The sequence below is a fragment of the Halococcus morrhuae DSM 1307 genome (assembly GCF_000336695.1).
Lineage (GTDB): Archaea > Halobacteriota > Halobacteria > Halobacteriales > Halococcaceae > Halococcus > Halococcus morrhuae.
In genome coordinates this window covers 12,402-30,468 of record NZ_AOMC01000079.1, presented here as the reverse complement: position 1 = coordinate 30,468, position 18,067 = coordinate 12,402, and the positions used below count along the sequence as shown (strand labels likewise).

Below are 18,067 nucleotides of genomic sequence, written 5' to 3'. Positions count from 1 at the left end.
GAACGGATGGGGCATTGACATCGAAGACACCATCAACGAAATGACCCTCAAACAGAAGGTCGCTCAGATGACACAGGTGGATGTCGGCACGTTCGACCCCGAATCTGATTCGATTCCGGACCGATTCGGCGTCGACACACTTGGCGAGTATTTCTCCGAGCTCGAACTAGGGTCAATTCTCACGGGTGGGGGGACAGCTCCAAGTGCCGATCCCGAGGAGGTCGTTGCGGATGCCAACGCACTCCAGGAGTACAACCTCGACAACGCGAGTAATGAAATTCCGTTCCTCTGGGGAGCGGATGCGGTACACGGTAATGGCCTGATAGCTGGGACAACCGTGTTCCCACAGCGCATCAACATGGGCTCAACTCGGAATCCTCCGCTCCTCGAACGCGCAGCGGCCCACACCGCAGATTCGACGGCGGCGATGGGCGCACATTGGACATTCGCGCCGACGAACGAACTCATGCGCGACCCACGATGGGGACGCTTCTTCGAGGGTGTCTCAGAGGATCCTCTGTTACAGGGCGACATCGCGAAAGCCCGCGTCAGAGGAATTGAAAGTAACGACCGGGTGTGTTCGACTGACAAACACTTCGCGGGCTACTCGATCCCCGACAATGGCAACGACCGCGCGCATGCCCGAACATCGATGCGTGACTTCCGGACGAATCTGTTGCCACCCCACCGGATGGCGCTCGATGAGNATCAACGGAAAGCCCGCCCACGCCTCCAGTTGGTTGCTCCAAACGGTGCTACGTCGGCAGTACGGCTTCGATGGTGTCGTAATTTCGGATTACAACGACTTCAACCGGCTTATTGTCAACCACGACTACGTACCGAACTTCCGAGCGGCGGTACGTGAGGGGATCAACGCTGGTGTTGATATGTACATGATCGGCAACGGAGCCAGTTCGAACGGCCCGGTGACGTACATTGAGACGCTCGTGAGTCTAGTGGAGGACGGCGAGGTGCCGATGGAACGCATCAACGAGTCCGTCCGACGAATTCTCGAACTCAAGGGCAAACTTGGCCTGTTTGAGAATCCGACAGTCGACGAATCAAAGATAGACGATATTCTCGGCGAGGCACAGGACGTCTCGGAACAGCTCGCAAAGGAGTCGATGGTATTGCTGAAGAACGACCCGCTGAACGAGGACGGGGATCCCGTCCTTCCGCTTGATGACAATGAAGATCTCCTGCTGACTGGTCCTGGATACGACCCAGAACTCGACGTGAACAATCGATTTCTGATGCAGTACGGCGGGTGGACACTCGGTTGGCAGGGCATCCAGAGCGGTGCCCCGACTGAGGATGGGCCACGCCCGCGTGGCGAGACCATCGCCGACGCGATGGACGACACTGTTCATGGCACGCTCATCCACGTGCGAACCGACTTTCAGGCACAGCCGTTCAATCCTGATACCTCGGATGCTAACGGTAATTTCGGATTTACCGACGAGCAGGAAGCCGATGTTCGTGACGCCGCGAACAGCGCCGATGCCGTCGTGGTCGTGCTCGGTGAAGGTCCCCACAACGAGGGCTTCGGCGACCGCGACGAACTTGCTCTCGACTCTGCACAGAAGGACCTCGTAGCAACAATCAACGAGGAAGCGTCCGACACGCCGATCGTCGGCGTCGTGCTCGCTGGCAGTCCTCGAGGAACGGCGGCAACATTCGACATGCTCGATGCCGTGCTGTTCGCTGGCCAACCCGGCAGCGACGGTGGCCAGGCAGTTGTGGATACGCTGTTCGGAGACTACAATCCCGCCGGAAAACTCGCGTTTAATTGGCCCCGAAGCGTCGGGAAGGTGCCGAACCACTACAATCAGTATCCGCCACTTGACGATCAGGACCCGCTGTACGCCTTCGGCCACGGGCTGTCATACACTGATTTCGAGTATGCGAACCTCTCGATTTCGCCGAGTTCTGTATCAGACCCTGAAGAAGCGTCCACGGTCACGGTCAGCATCGATGTCACGAACACCGGTGACAGACACGGCGGACACATCGTGGAGGTGTACAACACCCAGTCCTATGGCTCGGTACTCCAACCCAATCGACGGCTGATGGGGTACGAGCGGGTGGCCCTCGACCCCGGCGAATCCACGACGGCCGAAATCGAAGCGGCCCTCTCGTCGATCGCGGTGGTTCCCGGTGAGGTCCCCGGTTTGCAGGGAAAAGCCATAGAAGCCGGCGAGTACGAACTTTCCATCAACGACCGGACGACGCTACAATCTTCCGACAATGACGAACTGACAACCACGCTGTCCATTCGGAACACTGCGACCATCACTGACGACCAACCAATCCCCGACCGGTGATACACTAGTGCTCTGTAATTTGTGATTTGATTGGTTTTATCTGGCTGGAGATCTTTCGTGCAGTCATACCCATGTCGCGCAAGAAGTATACGGTTGATCTAACTGAAGAACAACGAGACGAGCTTGAGAGCTTGATTTCAAGTGGCGTACACAGAATCCAAAAAGTCACCAGAGCACGTATATTGCTAAAGGTGGACGATAATTGGACTGATAAGGACATCAGCGAGGCGCTTGACTGTGGCGTTTCCACAGTCAAGCGTATGCGCGAACGATTTACCGAAAATGGGATCACGGCGATCCAACGCCGCGATCCCGACCGTGAGTACGAACGCAAACTCGACGGTGAGGACGAAGCACATCTAATCGCTCTCGCCAACAGCGAGCCGCCCGAAGGGCGCGCTCGCTGGACCCTGCGTCTTCTCGCCGACGAACTCGTTACTCTCGGCGAGATCGACCACGAATCGCTCTCTCACCAAACCGTCCACGAAGTCCTCAAAAAAACGAGTTACAGCCTCATCGATCCAAGCAATGGGTGATTCCGCCGGACCAGGATACCGAATTCATTTACCACATGGAAGATGTCCTTTCGCTCTACCGCGAACCATATGATCCAGAACAGCCTGTCGTCTGTTTTGACGAGCATCCGATTCAACTGACCAAGCAAGTCAAGCAACCGCGCCCGGCCGAGCCGGGCACGGTTGCTCGTGAGGATTATCAATACGAGCGCAACGGGACCAAGAATCTGTTTTTGGCATCCGAACCGCTCGCCGGCTGGCGAACGGTGAGGGTCAAAGACCGACGAACCACCGAAGATTGGGTGCATTTCATCCAGCATCTTGTCGATCAGCACTACCCGGATGCGGAGTGCATCCGGGTGGTGCTGGACAATCTCAATACGCACAACCCAGCCGCCTTCTACGAATATTTCGAAGCAGCTGAAGCACGCCGGTTACTCGATAAGCTTGAATTTCATTTCACGCCAGTCCATGGAAGTTGGCTTAACATGGCGGAAATCGGGCTTAACATACTGAAACAGCAGTGTCTCGACCGCCGCATCCCGGACGGGGCGACACTCCGTCAGGAGGTCGCCGCGTGGAAAAAGGAACGCAACAGCGGTGAAACGGACATAGACTGGCGATTTACAACTGACGATGCTCGTATCAAGCTGAAGCGACTTTACCCATCATTTGATGGCTGACAAAGCACTAGTAGTCACTGGCGGCTCCTGATCGGTTGATTACAGCCTAGAAATGCTGTGTTGAATGGGGGTGGCGGGGTAGACCGTCAAACCAGTAAGAGCGAAGCCGAAGAGATTGGTATGACTGAAGTAGATCTCCTTGATTTCTACATATCGATACCGGGGTGTTGTCCCGCCGATCACGCTGGAGCATTCTCCCTGTCAGGCATTCCCTTCGTTACAGAGTGGCGTTTCGTGTGCTGGCACGGCAACACTTCGCGGCCGGAGTGAAAATCCGCCGGTGTTAGGAGGACGACCTCCGACACTGCCACCCGATATAAGTTGTCGCCTCACGTCAAATCAAAACATGGTCAAGCGACGAACCCGTGCTCTCGCAGAACTCGTCATAAGCACGCTACTACTGCCCGCCCTTATCCGCTTCTGGAAGTTCCAATTCGATCACGCTGACGAGGTGGGTGGAGCCGAGCCGCATCCAGTATCACCAAGTGCCCTAACCACTGGAGCCGTGAGCAGCGCCATCGGACATTGGCTCTCTGATCATGACGTATGCGGCATTCAGACAAATTGGCGGCGACGTCTCCTCTTCACGCTTCGTTGGAAACTCCAAAACACTCTCATCCAGCGTTGGGCTTCCGATCCAGACGCATTTCAATATAACTACAGCATCGGAACAGTCGTCGGGACGATTGGATATCGGCTCTGGTATGGTCTTCTGCACCCTCTCCCTGGGGAAAAGGAATAGAACTCGTCAGAAGTTGAGAAAACTCCGACATGAAGAGACACCCCGACCAACGTACAGCCGCTCTCGCGTCGATTTCCCCTGCTTTGGTTGGGTTTCTGGTGTTTAGATGTCGGGGTTGTCCACGCAAAGGCGACACCACTGCGCAGCGAACGCACCGACAGACCACAGTTCCAGAAGTGCTGACTCACCAGCGAGACGTACCAGACCGCTGCCGGCCATGCCACACCGTGTTTTATATCAATGGACGAACAATCCATCAAACGGCAACTTCGATCTCCTGGAGAGCACCCCATGGTCGACACCACACAAACCGAACGCGAGGTGAGCGAAGACAGTACGGACGCAACCGAGACCGAACGCACCACCGGGCAGACACTCACCGTCTGCCCGGAGTGTGATGGTCGTCTCGAACACGATCACAAGCACGGCGAGACCGCCTGTGTCGAGTGTGGCTTCATCGTCGACGAGAACGAGATCGATCACGGTCCCGAGTGGCGCGCTCATACGGCCGACGAACGCGACCAGCGCTCGCGCGTCGGCTCACCCACAACGAAGATGCTCCACGACGAGGGCGTTTCGACCGAAATCGACTGGCGCAACGAGGACGCCTATGGCAACAGCCTGTCAAGCCGGCAGCGCCAGAAGGTGAACCGGCTTCGGACGTGGCATACCCGCTCGCAGACCACCAACCCCCAAGAGCGCAATCTCAAGCACGCCCTCGGCGAAATCGGGCGGATGGCGAGCGCTCTTGGTCTGCCACAATCGACCCGTGAAACTGCGAGCGTGATCTATCGCCGGGCACTTGATGAGGACTTGCTTCGTGGGCGGTCGATCGAAGGGATGAGCACTGCTGCGGTGTACGCCGCCGCGCGACAGGCTGGTATCCCCCGATCACTCGATGAAGTCGCTGCTGTCTCTCGTATCGAACAGCTCCGGATCACACGAACGTATCGCCACCTCATCCGCGAGTTAGGACTCGAAATCGAGCCTGCGGACCCGTTGGACTACATTCCTCGATTGGTCTCGGACCTCGATCTCTCCGAGGAAGCCGAGCAACGGAGCCGCGACCTGCTCACAACAGTGATCGAAACTGAGGAACGCTATCTGAGTGGGAAGAATCCTGTCGGGCTTGCAGCTGCTGCGGTCTACGCTGGAGCATTGCTCACGAACGAGAAAGCCACTCAGGAAGCCGTTGGCGAAGTGGCCGATATCTCGAAACCCACCATCCGCAAGCGATACCCAGACCTGCTCGAAATCGGCGAAGATCTACAAGTCCCATGAGCCAACTTGATGGTGACAGGGAGGTTTGTGTGGCTCCGAAATCTGAAATACGAGTCATTCAGGACTGGCCCGCATGAACAGATACGCGCTGAATCCGCCGCCGAGAACGGCGAAGACGGCCAGCAACGCGAATAGAACCAGCGGTGAGAAGTAGGTGAGAACCGCTCCGGCGAGCGAGGCGGCGAGTGCCCCGACGCCGAAGTCGCCAAGATAGGTGAATCCATACGAGAGACCACGGGCCGCTGGTGGGGTGTATTCGGCGACCGACGCCTGATAGAATGGCTGGATATAGAAAAGAACGAACCCGAATACGGCAGAAAGCACGAGAAACGGCCCGAGGCCGGCGTTCGCTGCAGGCAGATAGCCAATAGCGAGCAACGCCAGCGCGATAAAGCCGGTGATGAGACCGACCTCAACAGGAACCCGATCAGTGAGTTTCCCGCCGATGTACTGGCCGAGTATTCCCATAGCGAGCAGGCCAGCGAAGACGTAATTTCCTGGTTCGAACGTCGCTCCGAAGGCCTGAATCGGCTGAATTGCACTGAATCCGGCGAATAGCTCCGGGAGGAATGTGAGCGAGCCACGATAGTAGAGTCCGTAGCTCATTACCATTCCAAACACGATGACGAACGCGCTCGCAAACAGAAGCTTCGATGTTTCAATGAACTCATCCATCGATTCCACGCCCGTGTCAACCTGCCCGCCATCGGTCACCGCACCGACGGCTGCAGTCTCATCGATATCGATACGTGCGGCGAGTATGGCTCCCGCGAGCGCTGGCAGTGCCAGTACGAGCGCCACAAGCCGCCACTGGTCACGGAATACAACCAGGAGGAGCGTTGCCAGCAGCGGACCGACGGCGGTGCCGATGTTCCCTGACATTCCGTGATAGGCAAAAACGTCGCCGCGGGTGTTCGCCCCTTTCGTAATGAGTGTCAATCCTGCTGGATGGTGGACGCTTGCCGCGGCTCCCCAGATAGCGAGCACGACTGCCAGCACGGGTAGATTCGGCGCAGCACTAACCCCGACGAAAGCGATTCCCATACCGACAAGACAGCCGACCAACAGCGGCTGTGAGCCAACGCGGTCAGCGAGGATTCCCGAGGGAAGCGAGCCAATGCCATACAGTGCGAGACCGACGGTGACAGTGCCGCCTACGAACGCCGCCGTCGCGTCGAACTGTGCAAGCCAGACCGGAATGAAAATCGGGATGGCGAACTCGTAGGTGTGCACCAACGAGTGCGAAAGCACCACGAGACTGGTGATCGCTCGGTCGTTGTGGTCCATACTGTCCATTAATCGTTGGGACCTCTGATTCATGAAGCCGATGGTTGCGGTATGGTATTCTGAGAAAACAACGTCTCTTGGTGACTCTGTAAGGTCTTCGCTAATTCGGGAGACATAGGGAAGAATTGATTGTTATATGTTCCCTAACCTCATTCTTCTGAGAAGACGAGGCCCAGAACATAGTAGCGGATTCGTCGGGCGGAACTTTTTGATACTTTGCCGTCGTTGAGCAAATCCCGGTACAGCCACCTCGCTATCATACCGGGAGAGCGTGGGAAGGGCATCATGGTCGGTCCTCATTCCTACGTTTCTGAGATTGCGCCAGGTGTTTTCACCGAGTTACTCGTCGCCGCCAAGAGCCACTCTCGCTAGGAGTGTCTTCCGACGAGATAGTGCTCAGTCTCTCTTCCTTTCCCTCAATTCGTGGACGACTGTTTTTACCTAATTATACAAAACTCCCGACACCTTTCTCATCTCACTACTGACCACATTGACCAGGGCGATATGACAACCGGATTTTTGTGCTGGCACTGCAAGCGTTTTGCAACCAGGTTGGCTACAAGCGAGCAACTGGAGTTGATGGATACGCTGCCTTCTCTACAACAGGAATTAGGCGCACTATGGGCTGATGGAAAAGGAAAGAAACTGATCGCGATTGCCCTCGGATGGGGCCTTCTAAACGGAACTCGGATGATTTATCCGGTGTTGTTACCATCGTTGAGCGAGAGTTTCGGTCTCACGCTCACTACTGCTGGGCTGTTAGTAACGCTCATCTGGGTCACCTACGCCATCGGTCAGGTACCAAGCGGTGTTCTCGCTGACCGGTACGGCGAGCGGACGATATTGACAACGGGATTGGTGATCGTCACTGTTGCCGTGTCGTTGGTGGTTCTTACTTCGACGACGTGGAGTCTGTTCGCTGCAACCGGATTGATCGGCGTCGGACTGTCTTTGTACCCGGTTGCACGGATCACTGCTCTTTCGGACCTCTACCCCGATCGCATCGGTCGTGTGCTGGGAATAACGATGGCAGCGGGTGACACTGGTCAGACAGTCCTGCCGTTGATTGCTGGCGTCCTCATCGGTCTCACGTGGCAGGTGGGTCTCGTCTTTGTCGTGCCACTCCTCGTGGTTGTTGCGATCGCTGTCTGGCGAGTTCTTCCACCAACCGTCTCGTCGGACACAGCACGCACGGAGCTGTCTCTCCAGCGGGCAAGGACTGTTTTCCGGGAACTTTACCATCCAACGTTGGTGGTCATGGCGATTATTCTGTTTCTGTATATCGGCGTATTACAGACGTTCTCGGCGTTTTATCCCACGTATCTGATCCACGACAAGGGATTTTCCTCAACGGCAGCAAGCGCATTGTTCAGTCTGTTTTTCGCGTTCGGCATCGCTGCCAAGCCGCTTGCTGGTGTTGCATACGACGTGATCGGTATTCGGCGTTCGCTGCCACTCGTACTCGGTGGAGCCATCATTGGATTTGCCCTGCTGCCGTTTCTCAACGGATTCTGGTTGCTCGCAGGGGATACGGTTCTGATCAGTTCGATGCTCGGCTCGGGTGCAATCACTCAGTCGTACCTTTCGGAGACGATTCCACCGGAGATTGAGGGTACTGGACTGGGAGCCGTCCGGTCGATTGCTTCTCTGTTGGCCTCGACGGGTCCGGTGCTCTTCGGCGCGGTCGCCGAGCGTGGTTTCTTCGATGAGGGCTATCTCTCGTTGGCGCTTCTCATGGCGCTTGTCACGTTGCTCACTCTCCGACTCCCCAGCGAAACAGAGTAGAGCGGGTCGGATTCGGCCGCCTGTAGAGGTGCGTCGGTCTCTCGCCTACCGGCTACCATCCGCATAAAGGTCCGTTCAAACAACGCGGGTATCTCTGTCACCATGATGCTGAAGACCGATTCTACCGAGTTATTATTTTATGAAATGTGAATGTTCATCCATGCCTCATCTGTCCTGTTCGTAGGCGTGGTGTTAACACCTCCACTATCATATCGCCTTGACAATCGCATTCGGAGTGCGATACCTGATCCCCGCCTCCCGATATCGTCTCACATTGAAAGATTAAGTCAGCTGACCGCAGCCGATTCCTAAAACAGCAGCTGGGAACCAATTTGGTTGAGTTCGAAGATGATTGGATTGGCCGGCCGGCTAAAAGACCTATAATGACTCTCCGTTCTATTCCGAACGATGTCCGAGACACGATGTGGCTATGTCGAGGACGTGGAACTGCTCACGGATCGGGGAAAGGCGTGCTGTTGGCGACCGGTCAACGAGAGCGGTGAAAATTGCTTTTGGCACGATAACACCCCGAAAACTGCCGAAGCGTTCGATGACCGTCACGATCCCGGTGGCCGTCTTGACGGCGCTGATTTTCGTGGAGCAGATCTGGTGGACACGTCGTGGTTGCGCGAGCGGAGTCTCGTCGGTGCAGATTTCACCGGCGCAACCCTTCGGGGAGCGGACCTTTCCAGCACGGATCTCCGGCGGGCAACGTTTGATCGAGTCGATGCTCGACGAACGTGCTTCGACAAGGCTGATGTTGAGGGTGCGACGTTCGAGAACGCCGACCTCCGCGATGCGAGTCTCAACAGGGCAAAGCTCTACCGTACCGGATTTACCGATGTCCGCCTCAACCGTGCCAGTAATTTCGGTGATCAGATGGTCTATGAGGATTTCGTCGACGATGCCGACGATCGTGAATCGCGGGCGGCAACGCTCGAAGCGGCGAGTTGGACCTACCGGGAGCTACGCCGTCTGTTCAAACAGGACGCGCTGCCACGCCGTGCACGAGTATGTTATCTGGGTGAGAAAAACACCCGACGGCGGGCCGCGTGGGCGCGCGGTGAGTACCTTCGTGCGCTTAAACTCGAAGGGTCGCGCTGGGTGATGCGCTATGGGACCAGCCCTACACGGGTAATCACGAGTTCGGCCGTGGTAATGGGCTGTTGTGGGATTTTATATCCGCTGACTGGTGGGTTGCGCACAGGCTCGGGAACCTATGCATTCGAACAGCCGGTTATGGATATTCTTGCAGCCACACCCGGACAGCTGGCACGCGTGTTCTATCAAGGTCTGTACTTCAGCGTTGTCACGTTTGCAACGCTCAGCTACGGCGATATACAACCAATTGGTGCAGTTGCGCGGGCGATCGCCGGTATTGAGTCGCTTCTCGGATCGTTATTGTTGGCGCTATTGCTGTTCGTGCTCACTCAGCGAGTTCGGTGACGAGGCAGGGTGATCACACTACAGATAGATCTTGTATGGCTGGACTCATACAGCGAACCGCGACAGCAATTGACGATATGTGGTAGTCAATCTGGGTCGATGCCAGCCGTGGTGAGAAGATCATCATCGCAATCGTCCTCGTCACTGGACTAGCGATCCTGGCCATTCCTATCGTCTGGATTGTACGTCTGATTGTGAACTGATCGGTAGTCCGGCGTGTCGACTGTCTCGGCAGCACTCTGTTGGGAGCGAGAGCCGGGGATTTCGGAAAATCTACTCGGGATTAGAGAGCTAAGCACGAGTAAATCCGGAATTGCTGGACTGTCTGTAACGATTCGAATTAAGCGCAGGGCGTTGCTTCTACCTCGTTTGCTGATAAGAACGTGTCATAGAATTCGTCTCATGTCATGAGAATCTTGCGGCTCGATTGTCTCCTCGTTCATGGTTGGTGACTGCGACGACCACTCAGAGGAAGAACGAGAATGCGAGGCCGAGCGGCGGATGATAGCGAAGCTATCATACTACTCTAGCGTGCCAACATTAACGATGGATTCGATGACACCAGTTCGATTAGGTATCGTTGGTCTCGGAAGTTGGGGATCAGTTCATGCGACATGCATGGCTGACGTTGATGCAGAACTCGTTGGTGGGGTCGATATTAATGCGACTGCGCGTAAGGAATTCGAGACGACTTTTGAGTGTTCGGCGTACGAGAATCTTAATCAGTTAGTCGACGCAGGCATTGATGGGATCATCATCACGACACCGAATTCGTTCCACGAGGAGTACGCAACACAGGCTTTTGAGGTGGGTCTCGATGTACTCATTGAAAAACCGCTTGCCCACACCCTTGAAAGCGCAGAACGTATTTCTGCTGCTGCAAGCGATGCGTCGAGTATCTGCATGGTAGGGTTCAAAAACCGCTTTCTACCCCCTGTCGAGGTCATCAACGGCTACGCGCGCGAAGGGAAATTCGGCGATATCACTCACGTTGAAGCGAACTACGTCCGTCGCCGTGGTATTCCCGGGCGCGGGTCATGGTTCACGCAGAGAGAATCATCGGGTGGTGGGTCGCTCATTGATATCGGCGTTCACGCTATCGACCTTGCGCTCTATTTCCTCGACTTCCCGGATGTTGAAGAGGTTCTCGGGCGGACGCGCAGCCAGTTCGGCGACCGTGAAGACTACACGTATCTAGGAATGTGGGGAGAAGATGTCGGCCCATCAGAATTTGACGTGGACGATTCGACAACGGCACTGTTGACATGTGCGGACGGTCAGACCATCGCCTTCGAATGTGCGTGGGCGGCAGACCGTGAACCGACCGATGAGTTCGTGCTTCAAGGGACAGAGGCAGGAGCGACTTTCGATCGTGGAAGTGAGGAACTCACGATTCACGAAGCCCGCTCCGTCGGAGCACCACACTTCGTGAATACCGAGATTGAAACCAAGGAAGTGAACCCTATCGCAGCCGAACAACGTACCCTCGTCGAGAGCATTCGTACCGGGCAGGAACCGGAACGCAACACGCCCGAACAAGCGCTCGCCGTCCAGCAAATTCTCGATGCCATCCAACGATCAAGCGAGGCAGGACGGGCGGTTGAAATTCAACAAATTGGTGAGTAGAAGGCTGTATCCGGCAGCTACGTTCGTTTTCCTGAATGACTTGCTAACGAAATCCAGCTGTATGAGGTTCCGTTTCACGTACCCTGACGGCAGAAATCTAGTCAAAGTACTACTGCATCTTTTTGTTCATGAAACGCGACGAGCGAGTGTGTTCCGGACCGCTATACAGCTCTATACGCTGCATGACCTCGGGGATAGTCTCCCTGAATTGCTCGCACGTGTCGGGGAGACGGACTTCGATGGTGTTGAGTTCGCTGGCCTTGGAAGTTCCAACCCATCTATAGTGAACGACGCGCTCAACAAAGCAGGGCTCGATATCGCCGGCGCACACGTTGACGCCGATCTACTCGCCGAGTCCGTCGAAGAGACGGTTTCGCGCTACCAGCAGGTCGGCTGTGGGACGTTCGTCGTGCCCTATCTCGATGAATCATACTTTGAAACGCGCGACGCCGTTGAACGGACCGCCGAGGAACTCTCGAAATTCGGCGAGCGATTATCCGAGGAGGGTATCTCCTTACACTATCATAATCACGACCACGAATTCGTGCCTCTCAATGGACGTACGGCGTTCGACATACTTGTTGAAACGACGACACAGGTGAATTTCGAACTCGACGTTGGGTGGGTTGCTGCTGCTGGACACGACCCAGTAGAACTGCTTGACGAACTGGGCAGCCAAGTATCACTTGTTCATATCAAAGATGTCCGCACTGACAGTCGAGAACCGGTCGAACTCGGTGAGGGTGATGTTGATCTCCGAGCGTGCGCTGAAGCGGCGCGGCGTACGGGCGTCGAGTGGCTCATCTACGAACACGACCAACCGAACGATTTGATGGCGTCGCTACAGCACGGCTCCGAATACCTTCTGGCACTGGAGTGAGATATATATGGAGAATAGTATTTGTCTTGGTACGGCACTGACTCTATGAAGATTCTGCTTATACCGACGGCCAAAAGTTCGTGTAATTTTAGTTATCGGTGACGGTATGGCGGCTCTCGAAACCGTCTCTGCTGAAGACCTCCGCCATGACTTGGCAGAGGTCGATGATGCTGATCTCGTACAGCGTCTGATGGCGACGATCACCTACAAGGAAATCAACCAACTGACTCAAGCGGAAACCGCCAAACTCTATGGATTTTCCAGTACCTAAGGCCTCAAAGTGGTTCAACCGTCCTGAACGGCTCATCGACGAGCCGTTCGAGGACGTCGTCTACGACGAACCTCGACCCGGACGACCCTCAAAGCTCTCCGAATCAGCATCAGCGGTTCGTGGATAACTTCCACGAACCACCTGAAGAAGCTGGTCTCGACGCACGTGCGTGGACGGTTCTCAAATTGCTGGGCAGTATCACTGGCGACGGAGAGACGTTCTATCTTCCGTGCAAGGACAACTTCACGAGCAATCTCACGGTTCGGTTGCTGGATGCATTCCAGACCGAGTTCGGCGAAAAACTTTGCGTGGTGCTGGACAATGCACCGTATTTTGCGGCGAAGAAGGTCCACGAATTTGCCGACGGAACGCTTCTCGAACTGAGTTACCTCCTGCCGGATTTACCGGAGCTGAACTCCGCCGAAGAGTGCTGGCATCAACTCAGCCAACGTCTCGGTAATCAGCTTTTCGAGGAACTCGACGAACTTCGCGACGTTGTTCTCGCCGCGCTTGATTCCATTGGATCGCCAAATGTCTCCCCGTATTTATGTCTATAGGTGTCTGTTAGACCCCACTCTTTGAGTAAATTGTCTATGCTCTCAGGCTCTGAATGAATCTCAAAAATCCATAACAAATATATTAGAAAATCGTGGAAAGGGCACTGCTAGATTGAGGTTGAACTAAGCGGAGTTCTTCGAGGTGGTTGAGACCATGCTCGAAGAACTCCAAGTGGAGGTCACGAGCTTTCCGGACGTACCGTTTTTTGGACGCGGATCGGATGAGCACGCCAGCCTGATCAGCCAGGCTGGCGTGCTCTGCTCACGCCGCTGCAGCGTCGTTGGCGGAGTGTCGCGATCTCTGCGAGTGGTTCGGCGTCAGCCGAACCCGAGCCGCCATCCACCACTGGTACCAGTCCTTCGCCGAGCACTACGATCAAAATTTCACCGCCGAACCTGATCGTGTCGCCGTCGACGAAAAGCAGATCCAGATCGAAAACGAACAGAAAGTCTCAGTACCTCACAAAGCTCGTCGGTTGACTGCTTCTGAGTGTGAATTCGGTGGAGAAATCGGTGCCGAGTAACTGCTGAGGAGGGTTGTTCNTCAGTACCTCACAAAGCTCGTCGGTTGACTGCTTCTGAGTGTGAATTCGGTGGAGAAATCGGTGCCGAGTAACTGCTGAGGAGGGTTGTTCGACACCGAGAGCATCAAACCTGTCGCAGTCGGCGGCGGAACGCCGCCGACGCAACGGTGTTGCCACTCGCTGAGTAGGCGTTCCCGGTCGGTGGATTACCGCTCGAAGCGGTCGTCCGGTGGCTTGTTTGCGGGGACGGCGCGACGCACCGCGAGCGCCGTCTCCGCTGCTCTCCGCACCATTCCGAGGAATTCATCGAATCGCCACGGCCAGAGGCGTCGCGCGCCTCGGCGCGGCGACGCCACGTACTCCCAGTGGAGATACCGCCACGCATTCTGGAGGAGGTAGCTGATCAGCACGTACAGAAACCTCACCGCCGGATTCTGTGTCGTCGTCATCGCAATACTTCGTTCGGACAACCGGTAGGTCGATTCGATCCCGAAGCGTCGGCTGTAGTACTTCCGAGCCTGACGCGGTGTGTCGATGAACGGCGCGTCAACGGCGTAGCCGTGACGCGCCACACCTTCCTCGTCGTACTTTCCTTGTTGGTACGTACAGTCGATGTAGACCGGGAAATCGACGGTCCACGTGTGACCGTCGATTTCCCCTCGGAGGTCGTGGTCGATCACGCGGCTCCAGCCTTCACTCAGTTCGGTCTGAATCTTCTCGCCCCACTTCACGATCGGCATGACGAAAGCGTAGTTGTGGGCAGCGAGCAGCGTCAGACAGTACGTATCGTAGAATTCCCGATCGAGGTAGACGGCCTTGACTTCAAGGTTAAGGCCGTTGAGCACGCCGAGCAGTTCCGCGAGGATCGAGCTGGCGGTGTCGCCGTCGGTGAGACGGCGCACCGCCAGCGTGTAGCGTTTGTTGCGTACGCGGGCGTAGAGTGTGGCATAGCCGTGGAACGTGGTCGTTCCAGCTTTGGCGAGTGACTCGTAGAGTTCTTCCTTGGAGTCGTACTCCTCGCCGTAGTACGGACGGAGGTGGAGGTCGGCGACGACCTCCACCGGCCGATCCGGAAGGAGTTCGAGGGTATCCTGTTGNTCGTACTCCTCGCCGTAGTACGGACGGAGGTGGAGGTCGGCGACGACCTCCACCGGCCGATCCGGAAGGAGTTCGAGGGTATCCTGTTGGATGAGCGTCTTGCCGACTCGTTCGAGCTCTGCGAGCTCGAACTTCGTCCGGAGGTGATGGAGAATCGTATTGCCGTGGGGTGAGTCCTCTGAAATCTCACAGAGGTGACTGACCGAGTCCCCGTCGGCTGTTGCGCCGACGAGGACGTCCCAGATGTCCTTGGAGTCGATATCGGCGTTCTCGCCGAGTCCGATATCGATCTCCTCGTTGAGCGTGTTGACGAGAAAGTTAAGCACCTGGTCCTCTGTGAGTTCACTGGCTGCTTGGTTGGCCTCCATCAATCCACCAAGCAGCCCGTTCACCTAACCCGCTTTGTGAGGTACTGANGGTCCTCTGTGAGTTCACTGGCTGCTTGGTTGGCCTCCATCAATCCACCAAGCAGCCCGTTCACCTAACCCGCTTTGTGAGGTACTGAGTCTGGCTCTACGCCGCCATCGACGCCGATTCGAAAGTCGTGCTCCACGCACGACTTTCTCAGAATCGTGGCACCGAGCCCGCAACGACGTTCCTCCGCGAACTCAAAGAGGAACACCGCGTCGGAGACGCGGAGTTCCTCGTCGACGGCATGGGCTATCTGACGGCGCTGGCCAAAACCGACCTTCTCGGCGACCTCAACTACCCCAAGCGTAACATCGTCGAGAAACTATTCCAGACGTACACCATGCGCGTCGGTCGATTCCACGAGACATGGAACGGCAGTCAGCCAGCGCTCGGCGCTTGGCTGACTGCCTACACCGCCTACTACAATCACCTCAGGAGCCACCAAGCGCTGGAGAATCAGCCGCCCATCGAGGCGCTCGAACAGGAGGGTTCAATCTAGTGCCGTGTTGAATAGGGGGACAGCACGGTGATCACAGCTTCTCACAGAGTTGTTCGATGTTCGAGATAGCGAACATCAGAATGATCTTGCGGAACTCACGATACCAGAACTGCGCTCGCACGGCGGAGCCGAGCGAGCGCTTCGTTGTCGAATACGATGTTTCGGACATCCACCGCTGAGAGTATCCAGCCTCTCGAATCAACGCATTATGGCCGACTGTCTCCAGCGAAGATCCACGTTCGAGAACAAGTGGATCGACGTCAAGCGTGTAGAACTCGAACTTGCCCATCCAGTCGTGAAATTCCTTGTCGGCGGCGACTGAGAGCAGGTCGTCGGCGTTCCGCCGAACGACCTGCAGTCCGAGCTTCGTATCGTGCTTCCACTCGACCGAACACTGTAGATCCAGCACAGCAAGCGATTCCGTATCGGTGAGAGTTGTGACTTTCAGCGTCTGTACGTCTCGGTCAGCTCGCTGAAGGTAGTACGACGAGGTGTGACCACGTTCGAAGAAGGTACTGTCGAGAGCAACGTGACCGGACTGCGGGAGTTGCTCCGCTGATAACGACTAAGACAAGTTTTGAAAGTCAAGGAACATCTCACACCAGCTTTTTACGTAGCTGACTCGGCGCGTTATTTGCTCGAACACGTCCTGCACGAGATCCTTGAATTCGCTCTCATTTTCGACGATGATTGGGCACATCGTCCACCTGAGTTGATCCCAGACTTTCTCAATCGGGTTGAGATGTGGTGATCCAGACGGAAGGAAGATGAAATCAATTCCAAGCTGATGAGCGCGCTTACGCGTGTACTCACAGATATGCGAACCGTGCTTGTCCAAGACGAGCAGAATCCGCTTGCCGGGATTCTGCTCGCGGATCGTCTCCAATACCTCGCAGATCCGTTCTTTCGTCTCGTCTTCGGTGAATTTCACGAGACTCTTACCGTTGAGCGCGTAGAACCCCACCGCAGAATCGTCGGTCTTGACCAATGGTCGTTCGACATGTGGATCGTCGACGTACCAGACACGCCGCGAATTATCGTACGGCTGTGGTTGTGAAGCGTCAAAGAACCCAACGACGGTACGCCATCGGTGCAAATATCCTTGTCGACGACCCAGCCTTCTCCACCCTCGCCCGCGCGTTTGTTGTGTGGCTGCTCGCCCTCGTCAAGCGCGTCATCGACGCGCTCTTCGAGAATTTCGTCTGGATTTTTCGGTCGATGTGGACGCTTTGGCCGCGGCTTCGCATACGAAAGACCGAGCTTCCGCAGGAATGTACCGAGATAGTTCGGATGGTACTCGACATCGAATTCTTCGGCGAGAAGATGCTGAATCTCCTGTGATTTCCAAGGCTGACCGTCACGAAGTAGCTCGATGAGCTCGTCTCGTTCATCTTCGTCGAGTTTCGGGGGCCTGCCGCCTCCGAAACTCGGCATGAATTCGTCGAATCCGCCTTCGTTCCAAGCTTTTGCCCACCGGCCTCCCGTCGCTGGTGACCGTCCTACTCGGTCAGCAGCCTCTGGAATAGTATCGCCTCGGTAGAGATTTTTGACGAAGCCGATTCGTCGAAGGCGGTGGTCGTCTTCGGCTTCCCGAAGTAGTTCATCGATCTCCGCTTCTGGAAGGTGTCGTTTGATTTCCGTCCGACGCGAATTCCCCATTACCCACACATCACGCTCCACTTTCAAAAGTTTCCGGGAGCATTAGACGCGGAGCAACGCCCGCCAGATCGTCATATTGAATCGATCGAACGATTTGTAGATCGTGGAGAAGTCCGGGACATCGCTGAGGTCAAGTTCAAGAATTTCGCGGAGTTCGCTGAAACAGCGGAGACGATTTTCCGTTTCGCGGTAGCTGTGGTCGTCTTCGAGCCGATAACCGTGGATAACGAGGTGCTTCCCGCGGGCAAGCCCGCCGAAGATGGGCTTGCCCGCGTCGGTCCCTAACGCTTGTTTGGCTAGCCGCTTACAGTTCCTGATGAAATCGAGGAGGTCCACTTCAGCCATATCGGTCTTCCTCGGCTTCGTCCTTACCGATGTGACGGTCTATCCCGCCGCACCCCTATTCACGTATGGGAAAACCTGCTACCTGAACAGAACCAACCAGGGAGCTTGATTCTTTCGCTCATCACAGAAACCGA

General features: G+C 55.9%; 10 protein-coding genes and 6 pseudogenes. 11 read left to right on the top strand and 5 right to left on the bottom strand.

Annotated features, from left to right (window positions below):
• The first annotated feature begins 40 nt into the window (after positions 1-40).
• From C448_RS16685 to C448_RS05490, 4 genes are all read left to right on the top strand, one after another.
• On the top strand, positions 41-865 hold the full coding sequence (locus tag C448_RS16685) for a glycoside hydrolase family 3 N-terminal domain-containing protein (protein WP_455429049.1): 825 nt from the start codon (positions 41-43) through the stop codon (positions 863-865).
• Positions 753-2,324 (top strand): glycoside hydrolase family 3 C-terminal domain-containing protein, encoded by a 1,572-nt coding sequence (locus C448_RS16680; protein ID WP_275039125.1) that lies wholly within the window; start codon positions 753-755, stop codon positions 2,322-2,324. The genes C448_RS16685 and C448_RS16680 overlap by 113 nt, the downstream gene beginning before the upstream one ends.
• Positions 2,325-2,395: 71 nt before the next feature.
• Positions 2,396-3,522, top strand: a protein-coding gene (locus C448_RS15400; RefSeq protein WP_204365464.1) for an IS630 family transposase whose coding sequence is annotated in 2 segments (ribosomal slippage) — positions 2,396-2,819 and positions 2,819-3,522 — 1,128 coding nt in all. Because the reading frame shifts where the segments join, the coding sequence is not laid out codon by codon here.
• A 1,033-nt stretch (positions 3,523-4,555) separates the two neighbouring features.
• Positions 4,556-5,545, top strand: a complete 990-nt coding sequence (locus C448_RS05490) for a transcription initiation factor IIB (RefSeq protein ID WP_004052480.1) — start codon at positions 4,556-4,558, stop codon at positions 5,543-5,545.
• A 54-nt stretch (positions 5,546-5,599) separates the two neighbouring features.
• Here C448_RS05490 and C448_RS05485 read toward each other — a convergent pair whose 3' ends face one another.
• Positions 5,600-6,832, bottom strand: a complete 1,233-nt coding sequence (locus C448_RS05485) for an MFS transporter (RefSeq protein WP_049916083.1) — start codon at positions 6,830-6,832, stop codon at positions 5,600-5,602.
• A gap of 690 nt (positions 6,833-7,522) precedes the next feature.
• Between C448_RS05485 and C448_RS05480 the strand changes: the two genes are divergently transcribed.
• From C448_RS05480 to C448_RS17180, 6 genes and pseudogenes are all read left to right on the top strand, one after another.
• Positions 7,523-8,617, top strand: a complete 1,095-nt coding sequence (locus tag C448_RS05480; protein WP_004052476.1) for an MFS transporter — start codon at positions 7,523-7,525, stop codon at positions 8,615-8,617.
• 408 nt (positions 8,618-9,025) lie between these two features.
• Positions 9,026-10,063, top strand: a complete 1,038-nt coding sequence (locus C448_RS05475; protein WP_004052473.1) for a pentapeptide repeat-containing protein — start codon at positions 9,026-9,028, stop codon at positions 10,061-10,063.
• Between the two features lie 546 nt (positions 10,064-10,609).
• Positions 10,610-11,689, top strand: a complete 1,080-nt coding sequence (locus C448_RS05470; protein ID WP_049916082.1) for a Gfo/Idh/MocA family protein — start codon at positions 10,610-10,612, stop codon at positions 11,687-11,689.
• Between the two features lie 148 nt (positions 11,690-11,837).
• The gene (locus C448_RS05465) at positions 11,838-12,569 is read left to right on the top strand and encodes a sugar phosphate isomerase/epimerase family protein (protein ID WP_049916081.1); all 732 of its coding nucleotides are present in this window, start codon (positions 11,838-11,840) and stop codon (positions 12,567-12,569) included.
• A 106-nt stretch (positions 12,570-12,675) separates the two neighbouring features.
• A pseudogene (locus C448_RS15395) lies at positions 12,676-13,397 on the top strand (transposase).
• Positions 13,398-13,551: 154 nt separating this feature from the next.
• A pseudogene (locus tag C448_RS17180) lies at positions 13,552-13,849 on the top strand (IS6 family transposase); the annotation flags it as partial.
• A 278-nt stretch (positions 13,850-14,127) separates the two neighbouring features.
• On the opposite strand, the gene C448_RS05445 reads toward C448_RS17180, so the two are convergent.
• Positions 14,128-15,387, bottom strand: coding sequence for an ISH3 family transposase (locus C448_RS05445; protein ID WP_049916073.1), 1,260 nt, complete (start codon positions 15,385-15,387; stop codon positions 14,128-14,130).
• A gap of 137 nt (positions 15,388-15,524) precedes the next feature.
• On the opposite strand from C448_RS05445, the pseudogene C448_RS05440 reads away from it, so the two are divergent.
• Positions 15,525-15,929 (top strand): annotated as a pseudogene (locus C448_RS05440) (IS6 family transposase); the annotation flags it as partial.
• Positions 15,930-15,960: 31 nt separating this feature from the next.
• On the opposite strand, the pseudogene C448_RS05435 reads toward C448_RS05440, so the two are convergent.
• From C448_RS05435 to C448_RS05420, 3 pseudogenes are all read right to left on the bottom strand, one after another.
• Positions 15,961-16,491 (bottom strand): annotated as a pseudogene (locus C448_RS05435) (transposase); the annotation flags it as partial.
• A gap of 3 nt (positions 16,492-16,494) precedes the next feature.
• A pseudogene (locus C448_RS15390) lies at positions 16,495-17,588 on the bottom strand (IS630 family transposase).
• Between the two features lie 45 nt (positions 17,589-17,633).
• Positions 17,634-17,933 (bottom strand): annotated as a pseudogene (locus C448_RS05420) (IS5/IS1182 family transposase); the annotation flags it as partial.
• Positions 17,934-18,067 lie beyond the last annotated feature (134 nt).

What these genes read in the sequence shown, in the direction of transcription:
- C448_RS05490 (WP_004052480.1), top strand. Translation starts at nt 4,556, where the DNA reads ATGGTCGACACCACACAAACCGAACGCGAGGTGAGCGAAGACAGTACG.
- C448_RS05485 (WP_049916083.1), bottom strand. Translation starts at nt 6,832, where the DNA reads ATGGACCACAACGACCGAGCGATCACCAGTCTCGTGGTGCTTTCGCAC.
- C448_RS05480 (WP_004052476.1), top strand. Translation starts at nt 7,523, where the DNA reads ATGATTTATCCGGTGTTGTTACCATCGTTGAGCGAGAGTTTCGGTCTC.
- C448_RS05475 (WP_004052473.1), top strand. Translation starts at nt 9,026, where the DNA reads ATGTCCGAGACACGATGTGGCTATGTCGAGGACGTGGAACTGCTCACG.
- C448_RS05470 (WP_049916082.1), top strand. Translation starts at nt 10,610, where the DNA reads ATGGATTCGATGACACCAGTTCGATTAGGTATCGTTGGTCTCGGAAGT.